The organism is Streptomyces venezuelae, assembly GCF_008642275.1.
Lineage (GTDB): Bacteria > Actinomycetota > Actinomycetes > Streptomycetales > Streptomycetaceae > Streptomyces > Streptomyces venezuelae_E.
Genome location: NZ_CP029189.1, coordinates 5,759,685 through 5,775,941 on the forward strand (window position 1 = coordinate 5,759,685; position 16,257 = coordinate 5,775,941).

Here is a 16,257-nt window from a genome sequence, read left to right on the forward strand (position 1 = left end):
TGTGGTGACGGTTGGTCACCAGCAGCTTCGAGGCCCGTGCCGCGTCCCCTCCAGTACCCCGGCGTCTCTGGGACGAGCCCGGGATGTCCCTGGGGCGGTCACCTCTTCTGCCCTCGCCGCGGAGGCGTCAGGGCTGCTGGATGGCCCCTTCGGGCGCGCACTGCATCTGCTTCTCCGCCGGAATCGCCCCGCACACGCTCATCGCTTCGAGGGGAGCCTCGGCGGAGACCGCGAGCATCTTGGTGTACGAGTCGTGCTCGAAGCGGATCAGGGCTTCCAGCTCCGTCCCCCGGGCGTCCCTGATGATCACCTTGTCGCCGACGGCTCCGCCTTCGATGCGTCCCCACACCGACTGGCAGGCCGCGCTGTAGCGGAGCTGGATGTGCATGCCCCGCAGGAAGGTGCTCTTGGCCGTGGTCGCGTCCCAATGGCATTCCATGGCCTGGGGGTCGTGGCGCAGGCAGGTGTCGGACTTGCACTTGACGCGGATGTCGCCGGCTCCCGGGACGAGGGTCGCGGTCTCGTCCTTGCCGCCGGCGCTCTTCCTGGTGTCGGCCGGATCGCCCGCCGCACCGGGAGTACGGTTCCCCGCCGCGGTGGAGGAGAAGGCGAGGCCGGTCGCGATCGAGCCCAGCAGAGCTCCCGCGGTGATGTATCCGATCACCCCGAATCTTCGTCTCCATTCGGCCCGGGGTCTCTCCCGCGGCGTCCGGGCCGCTTCCTGCGGGACATCGGCGGTTACGCCGACCGGCGCGCCGACCGGCACCCCGGCCGACGGCGCCTCGTGCGCGGCCTCCGGCGCGGTCCGCGCCGGCGCGGCAGGGGTCGTGGCAGTAGCCACCGCCGTGGCCGTGGTGCCGCCCGCCGGGGCGGAGACGGCCCGCGCCAGCAGTTCCAGCAGCGGTTCCGGGTCCGCGCCGGCCACGGCGGCGAGTTGCTCGACGGCCACGGCGGTCGGCAGCTGCTTCCCGTTGAGGAATCGCTCCCACGACGAGCGGCTGTAGTGCGTCCGGTCGGCCAGCCGGCCGAAGCTGAGTTGCGAGGTCTCCTTGATCCTGCGCATTTCCGTGCTCAACCGGGCACGTGCCGACTCCGTACCGTCTGTCGCCTTTGTCTGGTCAGACATCAAAGGGCCCCCCCAACTCGCTTATGCGCCATACGGCTTCCCCGAGACGGTGTGGCGCGAAGGACAGGATATGCGGCGCCACCGACAGTTCCGGACTCGGCTGCGGGTGCCACGAACCCTTGGGGGCGCCGCCATCGGACGCTTCCCGGTGGAGCGAGCCGGAGCGTGGGACGTCCCGGGGAAGCGACCTGCCGTCGGCAGATCGCACAACGGTTTTCGGCCTCGGGGACGTCCCTGGGACACGCCGTGGCCCGCTGGGACGGCGGGCCGGCAGCAATCATGAAGCGGCGCCGGGGCGTTCACGTCCGCCGAGCCCGGCCGCCCGTCCCACTCGCCGGTCCCCACTCGCCGGTCCCCACTCGCCGATTCCGCCCGACGTTCCGGCCCCTCCGGCCCTCCGGCTTCACCCACACACACCACCACAGAAGGAAGTTGCCACGTCATGCCTCATATCTCCCCGCGCAGGAGCGTCACGGCTCTCGCTCTGGCGGCAGCAGCCGTCGGCTCCCTGCTCGTCATGGCTCCCGCCGCCCACGCGGGCGACTACCTCGGTGCGTGCTTCGACAGCGTCGGCCACCGCACCTCACCCAACGGAGGGAACATTCCCGCGCGGAACTTCTCCCAGGGCTCCTCGGGCGTGTGCGTCAAGGAGCTGCAGTTCGACATCTCCTCGACCATCGGCATCGATCCGGAGGACTGGGACGGCTTCGTCGACGGCCGCTTCGGCCCGAAGACGGAGAAGTACGTGCGCCGTTTCCAGCAGGCCAGCGGACTCCAGGCGGACGGCATCGTGGGCCCCCGGACGTGGGAGAGCCTCGTCTCCCGCACCAGGGACTGACCGGGGGAGCGACGCGGTCGGCAGGCGCGCGCCGCACCCGGTCCACGCCTGCCCCTGCCCCACCACGACCCGGCCTAGGCAAGCGGGAGGGCGATCAGCCTGCGTTCCTCGCGGAGGTAGAGCCGCTTGCCGTCCGGGTCCGGCGTCAGGGCGTAGGCGCTCGTTCCGTAGCGCCAGACCGTGCTCCGGGTGCGGATGCGGACGGCGCGCAGGCCCGTCGCGCCCAGGCTGTAGACGTGGCTCGGGGTGACCACGGGGGCGATGTCGCGATGCGGGTTCGTGCCCTCCGGAGGGGTGTCCATCCACTGCAGCGTGCCGAAGACGGCGCTGATCGCGACGATGCCGCGCGAGCCCTCCACGGCGTAGACGATCCCGTCGCGGACGGCCGGCATGCCGTACCGGCGCTCGCCGGCCACCTCGCCCGCGTCACGGTCCGCGCCGAAGACCCAGGCCGGCTGGCCGTCGGCGAGCCGCAGCGCGTGCACGCTCCCGGCGCCGACGTACACGCGCTCGTCGTCCGTGGCCAGCTGGTCCGGTGTGGCGCCGGGCGCCGCCAGCGACTCGGTCCAGCGCTCGGCGCCGCTTCCGGCGTCGTGCAGGGACAGCCGCAGGGTGCCGCTCTCCGCCTCCGGACGCTGCCACAGCAGCACCCCGCCGCGTACGGGCTTGACACCGACGGTGGCGGGGCGCCCCTGCTGCACCTGCTGCTCGCCGGGGGCCGTCGTCGGCTGCCGCCACAGTTCCCTGCCCGTCTTCAGGCTCGCGGCGATCACGGACCACTGGTCGTTCCCGGCCGCCTTGGCGCACAGGAACACGGTGTCGCCGGCCACCCCGAGGATCCGGTTGAGCATGTTCGAGCCGTCGTACGCGGGGAGCCGGACGACCGGCGCCTGCTCCTTGCCGCTCTCCTGGGACAGGGGCAGGGGGACCACTGCGAGGGCCTTGTCCGCGGCGTCCGGCTTCCCGAGCGCGTAGAGGACCTTGCCGTCGGTGGCGACGCGCCAGACGCGGGCGTACCCCTCGAAGTCCCGCAGGTGCTTGCCGTCCTGCTGGAAGATCCCGGTGGTCGTGGAGCCGGTGGGCATGACGAGCCTGCCGTCCACCGGCAGTGGCGGGCCGCCCGCCACGGGGTGCGCCAGATCCGCCTTCCACAGTGCCTCGGGCGGTGGGTCCAGGGCGGGCTGCCCGGAGTCCGCGGCCCCGCCGTCGCCCTCGCCGCGGCTGCCGAGCCAGGCCCACAGCCCGCCTCCCGCCGCAAGCGCGACGCCGCCGGCCACCGCCCCGGAGAGCGCGAACAGCCGGCGGCGGGACAGGCCGTCGCCGTCGCCTGCCACGACGGTGTCCGCCGCCGCGGCGGGCGCCGCCAGCCGGTGCGGCGGCTCCTGCCACACGGCCGCGGCCCGCCGGGCGATGTCTGCGAGCACCGGCTGCGGCAGCACGTCCGCGAACGGGCCGTCGCCGGGTGCCAGCAGCTCGGCCAGCCCGGCCGTCGTGGGCCGCTGCGCGGGGTCCTTGGCGAGGCAGCGGGCGAGTACGGGCGCCAGCGCCGCCGGTACGCCGCTCAGGTCGGGCTCCGCGTACCGCACCCGGTACAGCAGGTCCGCGGCCTGGCCTCCGCCGAAGGGGCCGTGTCCGGACGCCGCGAAGACCAGTACGCCGGCCAGCGCGAACACATCGCCGGCCGGGGAGTGTTCGAGACCGCCGGCCTGCTCGGGCGACATGAAGGCGGGCGTGCCGGCCGCGGCTCCGGTGCGGGTCAGCCGTTCGTCGCCGAGGGCACGCGCGATACCGAAGTCGATGACCTTGGGGCCGGCGGCCGTGACCATGACGTTGGAGGGCTTGAGGTCGCGGTGCACCACGTCCGAGCGGTGCAGCTGCCCCAGGGCCCGGGCGAGCTCCGCTCCCAGGGTGCGGACGCACGGCTCGGGCAGCGGGCCGGCGAGCGCGACCGCCTCGTCGAGCTGCGGCCCGATGACGTACTCGGTGGCCAGCCACGGCGTCGCGGCCAGGGCGTCCGCGGCGAAGACCCGGGCCCCGTAGCGGTCGCCGATGACCCGGGCGGCGTCCGCCTCCAGCCGGAACCGGGTACGGAAGGCGGCGTCGGCGGCGATCCGGGCGTGCACGGTCTTGAGGGCGACCGTCCGCCCGGCCGCCGAACGGGCCAGGTAGACCGTGCCCATGCCGCCGCTGCCGAGCCGGGCGAGCAGCCGGAAGCCGCCGAGGTGCTGCGGATCGTCGTGCGAGAGCGGTGCGAGCGGTGTGTGCGGTGTGTGCGGTGCGCGGGTGGCGCCGGGTGCCGGGACGGACATCGGATCAGTGCACCTTCTGGGCCGTGGTGAACGGCTGCTGCGGGGTGGGGAGTTCGAGCGCGAGCAGCGCGGCGGACTGGGCGGCGAGCGCCGCGACGACCCGGCCCGGCAGCGGCACGGTGCCGTGGTCGAGGACCGTTCCGGTATGCGCGTACGGGGCTTCGGGCAGGTCCCCAGAGGGGGTGGGGCCCGCTCCGGGGGCGACGAGTTCGCCCAGTACCTCTCGCACGGACCGGGGCCGGAACGCCGGGTCCGACGACAGACAGGACCCGATCAGCGTCCGCAGCCCCGGCGGCAGTTCGCTTTGCTCGGGCACGGTGTGCCCGGTCGCGGCGTAGGCCAGGACGGCCCCCAGCGCGAAGACGTCCCCGGGCGGCAGCGGGCGGCCCCCCGACGCCTGCTCCGCGGCCAGGCATCCCGGATCGAGCCCGGGCAGTCCCGACCGCCCCGTCCCGTCGGGAGCCGCGGCCCGTACCGCTCCGAAGCAGGTCAGCACGGGTCCGCCCGGGGTGACCAGCACGGCGGCCGGTGACAGCCCCGCGTGCGTCACGCCCTGGGCGTGCAGGGCGGCCAGGGCCTGCGCGAGCGCGGCGCCGAGCCTGCGGACGGTGTCCTCGGGCAGTGGCCCCCCGTAGGCCGCGAGCACGGCCTGCAGCGGCAGAGCGGGCGTGTACGGGGACGCGTACCAGGGGGAGCCCGCCGTGCCGCCCACCTCCGCGACGTGCAGGAACCGGGGCACGGACAGCCGCCGGGCGCCCTCGGCCTCGACCGCCCACCGGGACGGGTCGGCGCCGGTGCGGGGTACGCAGACGAGGACCGTGCGCTCCCCGTCGGCGGTGCGCCCGAGGTAGCGGCGTTCGGGAACGGTGCGCTCGGCGGCCTCGGAGTCGAGCCGGGCCAGGATCACGTACGGCCCGATGTGCGACGGGTCGTCGTGACGAAGGCGTTCCATGGGAGCTCCCCCGGGTCGGTTGATCGGCCCCGAGCCTAAGCGGTGTGCGGCGGGGCGGCGGAAGCGGGCGACGACCGGGGCGGGACCCGCGGGCCGGCGAGCGGGCCGGCGAGCGGGCCGGGAGTGCGCCTCACTCGACGGTCGGCATGGCCGTGAGCTTCCCGTCGTTGACGAGGAAGACGCGGTTCCCCGCGCCGGACACGCCCCAGGGGCCCTGTGATTCGGCCGACCAGGTCCAGTACCGCCGGCCGCTCACGACGGAGTGGGCCGAGACGCCCCGGCCGTCCCCCTGCACGACCCACAGCGTGCCGGCCTCCGCGTGCGGGGGGTGGTGCGGCGGCGTGCCCTTCGCGCTGCTGTCCAGCGGGAGTGCCCCGCCGAGTTCGGTGAACACCTGGCACAGCGCCGTACCGTCCATCGCGAACACCCGGTCGCGCCAGGCGGCGGCCGGGCCCCAGCCGCCGGCTCCCGGCTGCGGGGCTGTGGTGGCCCTGGTCTCCGTCTTCCACACGGCGGCGCCCGTCCTGATGTCCAGGGCCGTCAGGCTCCGGCCGCCGAGGTAGACGACGTCCTTCATGACGAGCGGCCGCAGGGCGGACCTCGCCTGGCCGGCGACCTTCCAGACCGTCGCTCCGGAAGCGGTGTCGACGGCGACGACGTCGCCGTCGGCGCCGAAGACGACGAGCCGGCCGGTTCCCGCCGCGGCCCGCGGCCCCGGCGCCTTCACCGCCGCCTCGGGAAGCGGCACCGTCCAGCGGACCTTGCGCCCGGCGGTGTCCACGGCGCGCAGTTCCCCGCCGCGCGTCACCAGGTAGACCGCGGACGCGTCCGCGGCCAGGATGCGGCCGGTGTCGGCGCCCGCCACCGACCACTCCTGCCTGCTGGTGGAGGCCTCGAAGCCGAGCAGTGCGCCACCGGATCCCGCGGTCGCGAACCGGTTGCCGGGCAGTGCGACGAGTCCGGCGGCCGGCCGGACGTCGGGCAGCCGCCACTTCTCCTTGCCGTCGGTCGTCAGACGCGCGGCGAGGCCGCCGCCGGCGGCCGCGAAGACGACCACGTCGAGTACCGGCAGCGGGGTGGTGACCTGGCCGTCGACCGGTCCCGCCGCCACGGGCAGCGGGCCCCACAGCTCGCCCGGAGGCGTCCCGTGCCGCCCGGCGACGATCGGCAGCGGCTCGGTGTCGCTGGCCGGTCCGGCCGCGGGGATCCTGCGCGGCTCCTCGCGCAGCATCCACCAGGCGCCGCCGGCCCCGCCGGAGGCGGCCAGTGCGCCTCCCGCCACCAGCGCGGTGCGCAGCAGCCGCCGCCGGGAGGGCCCGCCCCCGGACCCCTGCCCGGCGACCGCGGCCTGCCGCCGGGCCTCGGCTCCCCGGCGCGCGATGTCCTCGGCCAGCGGTCCCGTGCGCCAGACCCGGTCGGCCCCCGGCGGCGGGGCGAACGCGCCCGCCACCTGGTCGGGGGCCGGGCGCTGCACGGGGTCCTTGGCGAGGCAGGGCGCGATCAGCTGCCGCAGTTCGGGCGGTACGGAGTCCAGCCGCGGCTCCCCGTGGACCACCTCGTACTGCACGGCGGCCACGTGCGTGCCGTCGAAGGTGCGCTGCCCGGTGGCCGCGTACGCCAGCACCGCGCCCAGCGAGAAGACGTCCGCGGCCGGTCCGACGCGCTGCCCGAGCACCTGCTCCGGAGCGCCGTACCCGGGGGTGACGGGTACCTGGCCGGTGGTGGTGAGCGTCAGTCCGTGTTCGGGGCGCGCGATGCCGAAGTCGATGACGCGCGGCCCCGTCGAGGTGAGCACGATGTTGGCGGGCTTCAGGTCGCGGTGCACCAGCCCGGTGGCGTGGATGTCCTGCAGGGTGGCGGCGAGGGAGGCGGCGAGCGCGCGTACGCCGTCGGCGCCGAAGGGCCCGTACCGGTGTACGGCGTCGTCGAGGGTGGGGCCGGACAGGAACTCGGTGGCGATCCAGGGCCGGTTGCCGGTGTCCTCGGTCCGCGCGTCCAGGACCCGGGCGACGCCGCCGCCGCTGACCGCCCGGGCGGTGTGCGCCTCGCGCAGGAAGCGCTGGACGAGGTGCGGGTCGTGCGCGAGCTCGGGCAGCAGCACCTTGACGGCCGCGGTCCGGCCGCTGTCGTCCCGGCCGAAGTAGACCTTGCCCATGCCGCCTTCGCCGAGGACACCGAGGACGCGGTACGGGCCGAGCCGGATCGGGTCACCGGGACCGAGGGGTTTCATGACGTACTGCTTCCTGTCGTGCACGGGTGTCAGCGGAGGTCGACGGGCAGGCCGTTCGGCTCCTTGATGCGCTTCATGATGATCTGCGAGTTGACCTCGGTGATACCGGTGAGGGCCGTCAGTTTCTCGATCCACAGGCGCTCGTAGGCCCGCAGGTCGGCGACGGCGATGCGCAGCAGGCAGCCGGGGCTGCCGAAGAGGCGGTAGGCCTCGATGACGTCCGGGATGTCCTGGAGGGCCGCCTCGAACGCCTCGACCGCCTCCCGGTCGCGCCGCACCTCGACCGAGACGAGCACCTCGAAGCCGCGGTCCACCGCCTCGGGCGAGATCACGGCGCGGTAGCCCTGGATCACCCCGTCCTGTTCCAGCTGGCGCACCCGGCGCATGCAGGGGGAGGGGGTCAGTCCCACGCGCTGGGCGAGTTCCTGGTTGCTCAGGCGGCCATCGGCCTGGAGCTCGCGCAAGATATCTCGGTCAATGGCGTCCATGGCGCAATTATCACCCGGTGTTTGTGAACGGGCCTGATGGAATACGCAATCCCATTGCGCGTAGATCGCTCTATCATTGCTGCTTTGAGTACATATGTACGAGTGGCGTACGTAGTGACACGAGTGACACGAGTGAAGGGCGGCCACGGCCGATGGGACGGATCGTCGTGATCAGCACCGGCGGGACGATAGCCAGCCGCTGGCAGGGTTCCGGCTTCGCAGCGGACGCCGACGGGAACGAGGTGATCGCCACCGCACCACTCCCCGAGGGCATCACCGTCGAACTCGTCGACCTGTTCAGCGTGAACAGCCCGCGACTCACCACCGCACACCAGCTCACCCTGCTCCGCACCGTGCACGAGGTGCTCGCCGACCCCGGTGTGGACGGCATCGTCGTCACGCACGGGACCGACACCCTGGAGGAGTCGGCGTTCTTCCTCGACCTCCACCACCACGACCCGCGCTCCGTGGTCTTCACCGGCTCGCAGCGCCCCATGGGCACCGCCGACGGGGACGGCCCGGGGAACCTCTACGACGCCCTGCTCACCGCCGCGAACACACGCGGGCTCGGTGTGCTGATCGCCTTCGCCGGCCGGGTGCACGCCGCCCGCGGCACCGTGAAGACCCAGGCCGTGGAGCTGGACGCGTTCGCCGACCCCTCGAAGGAACTCTTCGGGAAGATCGGCTTCGGCAAGGTCACCATCCTGCGCACCCCGCAGCGCCCCGCGCCGCTCCCGCTGCCCGCGATGCCGGAACTGCCGCCCCGCGTGGACGTGGTGGTGCACCACGCCGACGGTGACCCGGTCCTGCTGAACGCCGCCGTCGAAGCCGGAGCGCGCGGCATCGTCCTCGTCGGGACCGGTGCCGGCAACGCCACCCCGGAGATCGTGGAGGCCGTCCGCGCCGCCGTCGGCCGCGGCGTCCTGGTCGCGTTGACCACCCGCGTCATGGCCGGACCGGTCACCGAGATCTACACGCACGGCGGCGCGGTGGACCTCGTCGCCGCCGGGGCCGTCCCCACCGGAACCCTCCGCGCCGGCCAGGCCCGCATCGCGGTCCTGTCCGCGCTGCTCGCCACCGAGAACCCGGTGGAGCAGACCCGCGTCCTGCGCCTCGCCGTGAACGAGGCGGGCCCGGTCCTGGCCGAGGTCTGACCCGCGCCCCGCTGACGGTTGCCACCTGTGGCTCCGCTTCCCGGGGCTCCGCCCCGGACCCCGCCGGGCTCCGCCCGACCCGCGCCTCAAACGCCGGAGGGGCTGGATTGCGCTCCGCGCAATCCAGCCCCTCCGGCACGTGCAGGCCGATGCCCGGCGAAACCAGCCCCGCCGGCGTTTGAGGCGCGGGGGCTCGGCGGCTCGGGGGGGGCAGAGCCCCCGCAACGGCGCCGCACGTACACGGGTCAGGTCCCGCCGAACGCCGCCAGGATCCGGTCCGCCGCCGACGTCGGCGTCACCGTGCCCGCCCGGACCGCGGACTCCAGGCCCGGCGCGAGTTCCCGTACCGCCGGGTCCGCCCGCAGGCGTTCCAGCAGTTCGTCGCGGACCATCGACCAGGTCCACTCCACCTGCTGCGCCGCCCGCTTCGCCGCCAGCCGGCCGCCCGCGTCCAGCAGGGTCCGGTGCTGCTCCAGGCGGTTCCACACCTCGTCCAGCCCGGTCGACTCCCGCGCGCTGCACGTCAGGACCGGCGGGGTCCAGGCCGCGTCCACCAGGTGCATCAGCCGCAGGGCGCCCGACAGTTCCCGGGCCGCGGCCTTCGCGTCCCGCTCGTGCGGGCCGTCCGCCTTGTTCACCGCCAGGACGTCGGCCAGCTCCAGGACGCCCTTCTTGATGCCCTGCAGCTGGTCGCCCGTACGGGCCAGGGAGAGCAGCAGGAAGGAGTCCACCATCCCCGCCACCGTGGTCTCCGACTGGCCCACGCCGACCGTCTCGACGAGGACCACGTCGTAGCCCGCCGCCTCCATCACGATCATCGACTCACGGGTGGCCTTGGCGACCCCGCCCAGCGTGCCCGCCGAGGGGGACGGGCGGACGAACGCCGCCGGGTCCACCGAGAGCCGCTCCATCCGGGTCTTGTCACCCAGGATGGAGCCGCCCGTGCGCGTCGACGACGGGTCCACCGCGAGCACCGCCACCCGGTGGCCGAGCCCCGTCAGCATCGTGCCGAACGCGTCGATGAACGTGGACTTGCCCACCCCCGGCACCCCGCTGATGCCGATCCGCCGGGCCCGGCCCGCATGCGGCAGCAGCTCCGTCAACAGGCCCTGCGCGAGCGCCCGGTGGGCCGGCAGGGTGGACTCGACGAGGGTGATCGCACGCGCGATGAACGCGCGCTTCCCGTCGAGCACCCCCTTCGCGTACGCCTCGATGTCGATCTTCGGCACCGGCGCCCGCCTACAGCTCGTGGCCCAGGTCCGCGGCCAGCCGCGTCACCAGGTCGTGGGCCGCGTCCGGGATCACCGTGCCCGGCGGGAACACCGCGGTGGCGCCCATCTCCAGCAGCGTCGGGACATCGGCGGGCGGGATGACCCCACCCACGACGATCATGATGTCCTCGCGGCCCTCCTCCGCCAGCTGCTCGCGCAGCGCCGGTACGAGGGTCAGGTGACCGGCCGCCAGCGACGACACGCCCACCACGTGGACGTCCGCCTCGACGGCCTGGCGGGCCACCTCCGCCGGGGTCTGGAACAGCGGGCCGACGTCCACGTCGAAGCCCAGGTCGGCGAAGGCCGTCGCGATCACCTTCTGACCGCGGTCGTGCCCGTCCTGGCCCATCTTGGCGACCAGGATGCGCGGACGGCGACCCTCCGCCTCCTCGAACCGGTCCACCAGCGCACGGGTGCGCTCCACCGACGGGGACTCGCCCGCTTCGTTTCGGTACACGCCCGCGATCGTACGGATCTGGCTCGCGTGCCGCCCGTACACCTTCTCCAGGGCGTCCGAGATCTCACCCACGGTCGCCTTGGCGCGCGCCGCGTCCACCGCCAGCGCCAGCAGGTTGCCCTCACCGCGCTCCGCGGCGTTCGTCAGCGACCGCAGGGTGTCCTGCGTGACCGCCTCGTCGCGCTCCTCGCGCAGCCGCCGCAGCTTCGCGATCTGCTGTGCGCGCACCGAGGAGTTGTCGACCTTGAGGACGTCGATCGCCTCGTCGTTCTCCACGCGGTACTTGTTGACGCCGATCACCGGCTGGCGGCCCGAGTCGATCCGCGCCTGCGTGCGCGCCGCGGCCTCCTCCACGCGCAGCTTCGGGATGCCCGCGTCGATGGCCTGCGCCATACCGCCGGCCGCCTCGACCTCCTCGATGTGCTGCCAGGCCCGCCGCGCCAGGTCGTACGTCAGCTTCTCCACGTACGCGCTGCCGCCCCACGGGTCGATCGACCGGCAGGTCCCCGACTCCTGCTGCAGCAGGAGCTGCGTGTTGCGGGCGATGCGCGCCGAGAAGTCCGTCGGCAGCGCGAGCGCCTCGTCGAGGGCGTTGGTGTGCAGCGACTGGGTGTGGCCCTGGGTCGCCGCCATCGCCTCGATGCACGTGCGCGTCACGTTGTTGAAGACGTCCTGCGCGGTCAGCGACCAGCCGGAGGTCTGCGAATGCGTGCGCAGCGACAGCGACTTGGAGTTCTTCGGGTCGAACTGCTTGACCAGGCGCGCCCACAGCAGGCGGGCCGCGCGCAGCTTCGCGACCTCCATGAAGAAGTTCATGCCGATCGCCCAGAAGAACGACAGGCGCGGCGCGAACGCGTCCACGTCCAGGCCGACCGCCTGCCCGGCCCGCAGGTACTCCACGCCGTCCGCGAGGGTGTACGCCAGCTCCAGGTCGGCCGTGGCCCCGGCTTCCTGGATGTGGTAGCCGGAGATGGAGATCGAGTTGTACCGGGGCATCTTCTGCGAGGTGAACGCGAAGATGTCGGAGATGATCCGCATCGAGGGCTTCGGCGGGTAGATGTAGGTGTTGCGGACCATGAACTCCTTGAGGATGTCGTTCTGGATGGTCCCGGCGAGCTTGTCGGGGGAGACGCCCTGCTCCTCCGCCGCCACGATGTAGAGCGCGAGGACGGGCAGCACCGCGCCGTTCATCGTCATCGACACCGACATCTTGTCCAGCGGGATCCCGTCGAACAGCTGCCGCATGTCGTAGATGGAGTCGATCGCCACGCCCGCCATGCCGACGTCACCGGTCACGCGCGGGTGGTCGCTGTCGTAGCCGCGGTGCGTGGGCAGGTCGAAGGCCACCGACAGGCCCTTCTGGCCGGACGCCAGGTTGCGCCGGTAGAAGGCGTTCGACTCCTCGGCCGTGGAGAAGCCGGCGTACTGCCGGATCGTCCAGGGCTGGTTCACGTACATCGTCGGGTACGGGCCGCGCAGGTACGGGGCCACACCCGGGTACGTCCGCAGGAAGTCCAGGCCTTCGGTGTCCCGGCCCGTGTACAGCGGCTTGACGCCGATGCCCTCGGGGGTCTCCCACAGCAGGTCGGCGGCCGCGGTGCCGGTCGACTCCTTCACCGAGGCGCGCCACTGCTCCTCGGAGACGCCGGCGGCGGACGAGCCGAGCGCCAGCTCGGTGAAATCGGGGATGCTCACGCGGGCACTCCCATCCGGTCGAGTACGGAGGACAGCACGGCGACGGCGTCACAGCCGGCGAAGACGTACTCGTCCACGGAAGCCTCTGCGGTGCCCGGCCGCCCGGCGAGGAAGACCGTCGTGGCACCCGCGGCGCGCAGCGCCCCGGCCACGGCCTCGGCCTGCTCCTCGTACAGCGCGTCGCTGGAGCAGAGCACGGCCATGCCGTCCGCCCCGCTCGCGGCGTAGGCCGCGCCGGCCGACTCCGGGTCCACCGACACCGGATCGTGCACGGACTCGATCCCGCCCGCTTGGAACAGGTTCGAGGCGAAGGTCGCGCGCGCCGTGTGCGCGGCCGCCGGGCCCAGCGCGGCGAGGAAGATCCTCGGCCGCTTGCCGGTCGCCGCCAGGTGCGCGTCGCTGCGGGCCCGCAGGGCCTCGTACGCCTCGTCGCGCCGTACGCGCGGCAGCCCGCCCGTGGGAGCGGCGGGGGCGGGCTCGCGCACGACCGGCTTCTCCGAGAGCAGCGGGAACTCGCTGACACCGGTGATCGGTTCGCGGCGCTTGGCGAGCTTCTTGGAACGCTCCGCCCAGGTGGCGGCGAGCCGTTCGGCGACCAGGCCGGAGCGCAGGGCTTCGGCCATGCCGCCGGCCTTCTCCACCGTCCGGAAGAACTCCCAGGCGGCGTGAGCGAGTTCGTCGGTGAGGCGCTCGACGTAGTACGAGCCGCCGGCCGGGTCGATCACCCGGGCCAGGTGCGACTCCTCCAGCAGGATGGTGGAGGTGTTGCGGGCGATGCGGCGCGCGAAGGCGTCCGGCAGGCCCAGCTCGTTGTCGAAGGGGAGCACGGTGACCGAGTCGGCGCCGCCGACGCCCGCGGCCATGCAGGCCACGGTGGTGCGCAGCATGTTCACCCACGGGTCCCGGCGGGTCATCATCACCGGCGAGGTCACCGCGTGCTGGAGCTGGGCGCCCGCCTCCGGGGCCCCCGAGGCCTCGGCGACACGGGCCCACAGTCGGCGCGCGGCGCGCAGCTTGGCGATGGTCAGGAACTGGTCCGCGGTGGCGGCGTAGCGGAACTCCAGCTGTCCGAGTGCCGCTTCGGTGCTCAGCCCGGCCCCGGTGAGGGCGCGCAGGTAGGCGACACCGGTGGCCAGGGACAGGCCCAGTTCCTCGGCGGCGCTGCCGCCGGCCTCGTGGTACGGCAGTGCGTCCACGGTCAGGGCGCGCACCCCGGGCCAGCCGGCGGCGGCCTCCCGGGCCAGCTCGGCGGCGTCGGCCAGGTCCAGTGCCTCACCCGTGCGGGCCTCGTGGCCCAGCGGGTCGGCGCCCAGCGAGGCCCGAGCGGCCTCGGGGGCCACCGCGCTCCCGGTGTACAGGCGCAGCAACGCGCGTGCGGCCTCCGCGTATTGGGCTCCGGCGTCCAGGGTGACGGGGGCGAGGTCCAGGTAGACCCCGTACAGGGCCCGGGCGAGGCCCTCGACCGGCAGACCGCCCCGGCCCACGGTGAGCCAGAGGGAGGTGACCCCGTTCTCCAGATCGGCGAGGGCCGCCTCGTTCACGCGTACCGGATCGGTGCCCGCGAGGCGCTGGCGCACGTCCCAGCCGTTCGCGGTGGTGCCTTCCGGCCTGCCCCCGCGGACGAACGGGGCGAATCCGGGGAAACCGGTGTCTGGAGCCGCCCCGGCGGGCGGCGCGGTGTACAGCGGGCGCGTGGTGAGCCCGTCCTCGATTGGGGTGGACAACGCGTCTTCTGCGGCCTCGCCGGAGACTTCCTTGCCCGACTTGCGCAGTACGCCTTCTACAAGGCGCTGCCACTGCTCATGCGTCGCGTCAGGGAACTCGGCGGCCAGGGAGAGCCCGTCGTCAGGCAGGACCGTCATGGCTCGAATGTAGGGGAGCGCGCTCAGGTGGCACCATACCGATGGGTGTGATCTCCCCCTCTCGGGCCCGGCCGAAGGGGTCCTGGAACACCCGGCTGAGCAGCACGGTTGCCGCGGCCTCGGGGAGTACGGCGGGTCCCGCGTGCGGTACGACGATCCGCCCGGGGTCGTCGCAGACGTGCGAGAGCTCCATCGCGGCGCCCCGGATCTCCTCCAGGTATCCCTGGTCGAGCACGCTCGCCAGCTCGGTCACCACCATGACCGCCGGATTGAAGACATCCAACAGAAGAGCCGCCGCGCGGCCCACGGCGCGGGCGCGTTCGCGCAGCAGCCGGTCGGCGCGCGGATCGCCGGTGGCGGCAGCGTCCACCAGCAGGTTCACCGACGGGTCCGGCACGATGCCCCGGCGCACGGCCTCGGCGCCGAGCGCGGTGTCGGACGCGGTCGCCTCCAGGCAGCCGGTACGCCCGCACGCGCACCGGACCCCGGAGCGGGGCACCGGCAGATGGGCCACGTCGCCGGCCGCGGCGCCCGGACCCTGGTGCACGGTGCCCTCGATCCCGAAGGCGGCGTCGACGACCCGGCCGACGAACAGGTGCACCAGGCTCCGGCGGGCCTCGGGCCGCCCGAAGAGGATCTCGGCCCGGGCGACGGCCCGGGCGTGGTTGTCGACCCACACCGGCAGGCCGAGCGCGCCGGACAGCTCGGCGGCGAGCGGCTTGCGGCTCCAGCCCAGCGCGGGATGCCGTACGACGGTCCCCTCGTCCGGGCCGACCCATCCGCCCAGGGCCGCGCCGACACCCAGCAGCGGCCGCCCGAAGTCGTACGCGTCGAGGAAGCGGCGGAGTGCGGCGGCGATCGCGGCGGACAGCCCGTCCGCCGGGAGCCCCTCGTGCGGGAAGGCCCGCCGGGCGAGCAGCTGTCCCCGCAGGTCGACGAGGCTGAAGGTCGAATGCGGCACGCCGATGTGCAGCCCGGCGGCGACCGGTCCGCCGACGGCCCCGGTGTGCAGGTCCAGCGGGATCCGCGGCCGCCCCACCCCGCCGCCGGGCCCGGGCAGCTCGCGCAGCAGCCCGCCGCGGAGCAGCCCGGTGGTCTGCCGGGACACGGCGGCGGGACTCAGCCCGCACAGCGGGGCGATCGCGCTGCGCGCGACCGGCCCGTGGTCGAGCACCGTCCGCAGCACGGTGGCGGCATTGGCTGCGCCCCGGCTGTCACCGGCCATACGCGTCACGCGGTCTCCTCGGGGGCTGGGGTGCGTCCCCCGATCATGCCGTGTCCCTGGCGGGGGCCGAGGGGGGTCCGTGCCGCCACCGGCGGATCGTGCCGGACGGGGCCGGGCCGTCCGATGCGGTACGCGGCGGGGTCGGGCGGCGGGGCCCGGGCGGGATCCGCAAGGGCCGGGCCGGATCCGGAAGGCCCGGGATCCGGAGGGGCCGGGCGAGGGGCGCTGGAGTCCGGCCTGATCGGTGGGGCGGGCCGAGGGGGCGCTGGAGTCCGGCCTGATCGGTGAGGCGGGCCGAGGGGCGGGAGCGGCGGCGGAGGTGCCCGCGCGACATGAAGGCGCGGCGAGCGCGTGTGCCGGGTCCCGTGGGCGCGGGGTCGGGGGCCGATCCCGGCGAACGCATGGCGGCCGCATTGCGCGGCCATGAATTCCGGCCACGCTTTTCGGCCGCCGGAGCGGCCCCGCGAGTGGCTCGACGGGTGGAGGAACGCGCAGGTCGTAGGCGGTGTGCGGGGTGGGCGTGGGGCAGGGTCACGGGTCCGTTCGGCGGCCGGGCTCGGGGGTTGACCCCCGCCGGGGCCGCTGACACGCTCCGGGACATGTCCGCGAACGCACTCCTCGCCCCGCGGCTCCACACCACCGGCCTCTGT

At 74.2% G+C, this 16,257-nt stretch carries 11 protein-coding genes; 2 read left to right on the forward strand and 9 right to left on the reverse strand.

Annotated elements, in window-relative coordinates; translation table 11 throughout:
- Positions 1 to 127: 127 nt before the first annotated feature.
- The gene (locus DEJ51_RS25640) at positions 128 to 1,063 is read right to left on the reverse strand and encodes a helix-turn-helix domain-containing protein (RefSeq protein WP_263411715.1); all 936 of its coding nucleotides are present in this window, start codon (positions 1,061 to 1,063) and stop codon (positions 128 to 130) included.
- 505 nt (positions 1,064 to 1,568) lie between these two features.
- On the opposite strand from DEJ51_RS25640, the gene DEJ51_RS25645 reads away from it, so the two are divergent.
- Complete coding sequence (locus DEJ51_RS25645; RefSeq protein WP_150259970.1) at positions 1,569 to 1,964, forward strand: peptidoglycan-binding domain-containing protein; 396 nt, start codon at positions 1,569 to 1,571, stop codon at positions 1,962 to 1,964.
- 74 nt (positions 1,965 to 2,038) lie between these two features.
- Here DEJ51_RS25645 and DEJ51_RS25650 read toward each other — a convergent pair whose 3' ends face one another.
- The 4 genes from DEJ51_RS25650 to DEJ51_RS25665 form a co-directional block, all read right to left on the reverse strand.
- The gene (locus DEJ51_RS25650; protein WP_150259971.1) at positions 2,039 to 4,273 is read right to left on the reverse strand and encodes a protein kinase domain-containing protein; all 2,235 of its coding nucleotides are present in this window, start codon (positions 4,271 to 4,273) and stop codon (positions 2,039 to 2,041) included.
- A gap of 4 nt (positions 4,274 to 4,277) precedes the next feature.
- Positions 4,278 to 5,225, reverse strand: a complete 948-nt coding sequence (locus tag DEJ51_RS25655) for a serine/threonine protein kinase (protein WP_150259972.1) — start codon at positions 5,223 to 5,225, stop codon at positions 4,278 to 4,280.
- A 130-nt stretch (positions 5,226 to 5,355) separates the two neighbouring features.
- Positions 5,356 to 7,479 carry a serine/threonine-protein kinase gene (locus DEJ51_RS25660; RefSeq protein WP_317852420.1) on the reverse strand — a complete coding sequence of 708 codons (2,124 nt, stop codon included), beginning with the start codon at positions 7,477 to 7,479 and terminating at the stop codon, positions 5,356 to 5,358.
- A 5-nt stretch (positions 7,480 to 7,484) separates the two neighbouring features.
- Positions 7,485 to 7,943, reverse strand: coding sequence for an Lrp/AsnC family transcriptional regulator (locus DEJ51_RS25665; RefSeq protein WP_150259973.1), 459 nt, complete (start codon positions 7,941 to 7,943; stop codon positions 7,485 to 7,487).
- Positions 7,944 to 8,095: 152 nt separating this feature from the next.
- Between DEJ51_RS25665 and DEJ51_RS25670 the strand changes: the two genes are divergently transcribed.
- Positions 8,096 to 9,097, forward strand: a complete 1,002-nt coding sequence (locus DEJ51_RS25670) for an asparaginase (protein WP_150259974.1) — start codon at positions 8,096 to 8,098, stop codon at positions 9,095 to 9,097.
- A gap of 245 nt (positions 9,098 to 9,342) precedes the next feature.
- On the opposite strand, the gene meaB is transcribed toward DEJ51_RS25670, so the two are convergent.
- The 4 genes from meaB to DEJ51_RS25690 are packed head-to-tail and all read right to left on the reverse strand — an operon-like array spanning position 9,343 to position 15,607.
- On the reverse strand, positions 9,343 to 10,326 hold the full coding sequence (gene meaB / locus DEJ51_RS25675) for a methylmalonyl Co-A mutase-associated GTPase MeaB (RefSeq protein WP_150259975.1): 984 nt from the start codon (positions 10,324 to 10,326) through the stop codon (positions 9,343 to 9,345).
- Between the two features lie 10 nt (positions 10,327 to 10,336).
- Positions 10,337 to 12,520: a methylmalonyl-CoA mutase gene (gene scpA, locus DEJ51_RS25680; RefSeq protein ID WP_150259976.1), complete on the reverse strand. Its 2,184-nt coding sequence runs from the start codon at positions 12,518 to 12,520 to the stop codon at positions 10,337 to 10,339.
- Entirely contained in the window at positions 12,517 to 14,382 is a 1,866-nt protein-coding gene (gene mutA, locus DEJ51_RS25685) for a methylmalonyl-CoA mutase small subunit (RefSeq protein ID WP_150259977.1), read from the reverse strand. The genes scpA and mutA overlap by 4 nt, the downstream gene beginning before the upstream one ends.
- Positions 14,366 to 15,607, reverse strand: coding sequence for an ROK family protein (locus DEJ51_RS25690; protein WP_150262142.1), 1,242 nt, complete (start codon positions 15,605 to 15,607; stop codon positions 14,366 to 14,368). The genes mutA and DEJ51_RS25690 overlap by 17 nt, the downstream gene beginning before the upstream one ends.
- Between the last annotated feature and the right edge of the window lie 650 nt (positions 15,608 to 16,257).

Excerpts from the sequence above, each read along its gene's own strand:
- DEJ51_RS25640 (WP_263411715.1), bottom strand. The coding sequence starts at position 1,063 with ATGCGCAGGATCAAGGAGACCTCGCAACTCAGCTTCGGCCGGCTGGCC.
- DEJ51_RS25665 (WP_150259973.1), bottom strand. The coding sequence starts at position 7,943 with ATGGACGCCATTGACCGAGATATCTTGCGCGAGCTCCAGGCCGATGGC.
- DEJ51_RS25650 (WP_150259971.1), bottom strand. The coding sequence starts at position 4,273 with ATGTCCGTCCCGGCACCCGGCGCCACCCGCGCACCGCACACACCGCAC.
- DEJ51_RS25690 (WP_150262142.1), bottom strand. The coding sequence starts at position 15,607 with ATGGCCGGTGACAGCCGGGGCGCAGCCAATGCCGCCACCGTGCTGCGG.
- DEJ51_RS25645 (WP_150259970.1), top strand. The coding sequence starts at position 1,569 with ATGCCTCATATCTCCCCGCGCAGGAGCGTCACGGCTCTCGCTCTGGCG.
- mutA (WP_150259977.1), bottom strand. The coding sequence starts at position 14,382 with ATGACGGTCCTGCCTGACGACGGGCTCTCCCTGGCCGCCGAGTTCCCT.
- DEJ51_RS25670 (WP_150259974.1), top strand. The coding sequence starts at position 8,096 with ATGGGACGGATCGTCGTGATCAGCACCGGCGGGACGATAGCCAGCCGC.
- DEJ51_RS25655 (WP_150259972.1), bottom strand. The coding sequence starts at position 5,225 with ATGGAACGCCTTCGTCACGACGACCCGTCGCACATCGGGCCGTACGTG.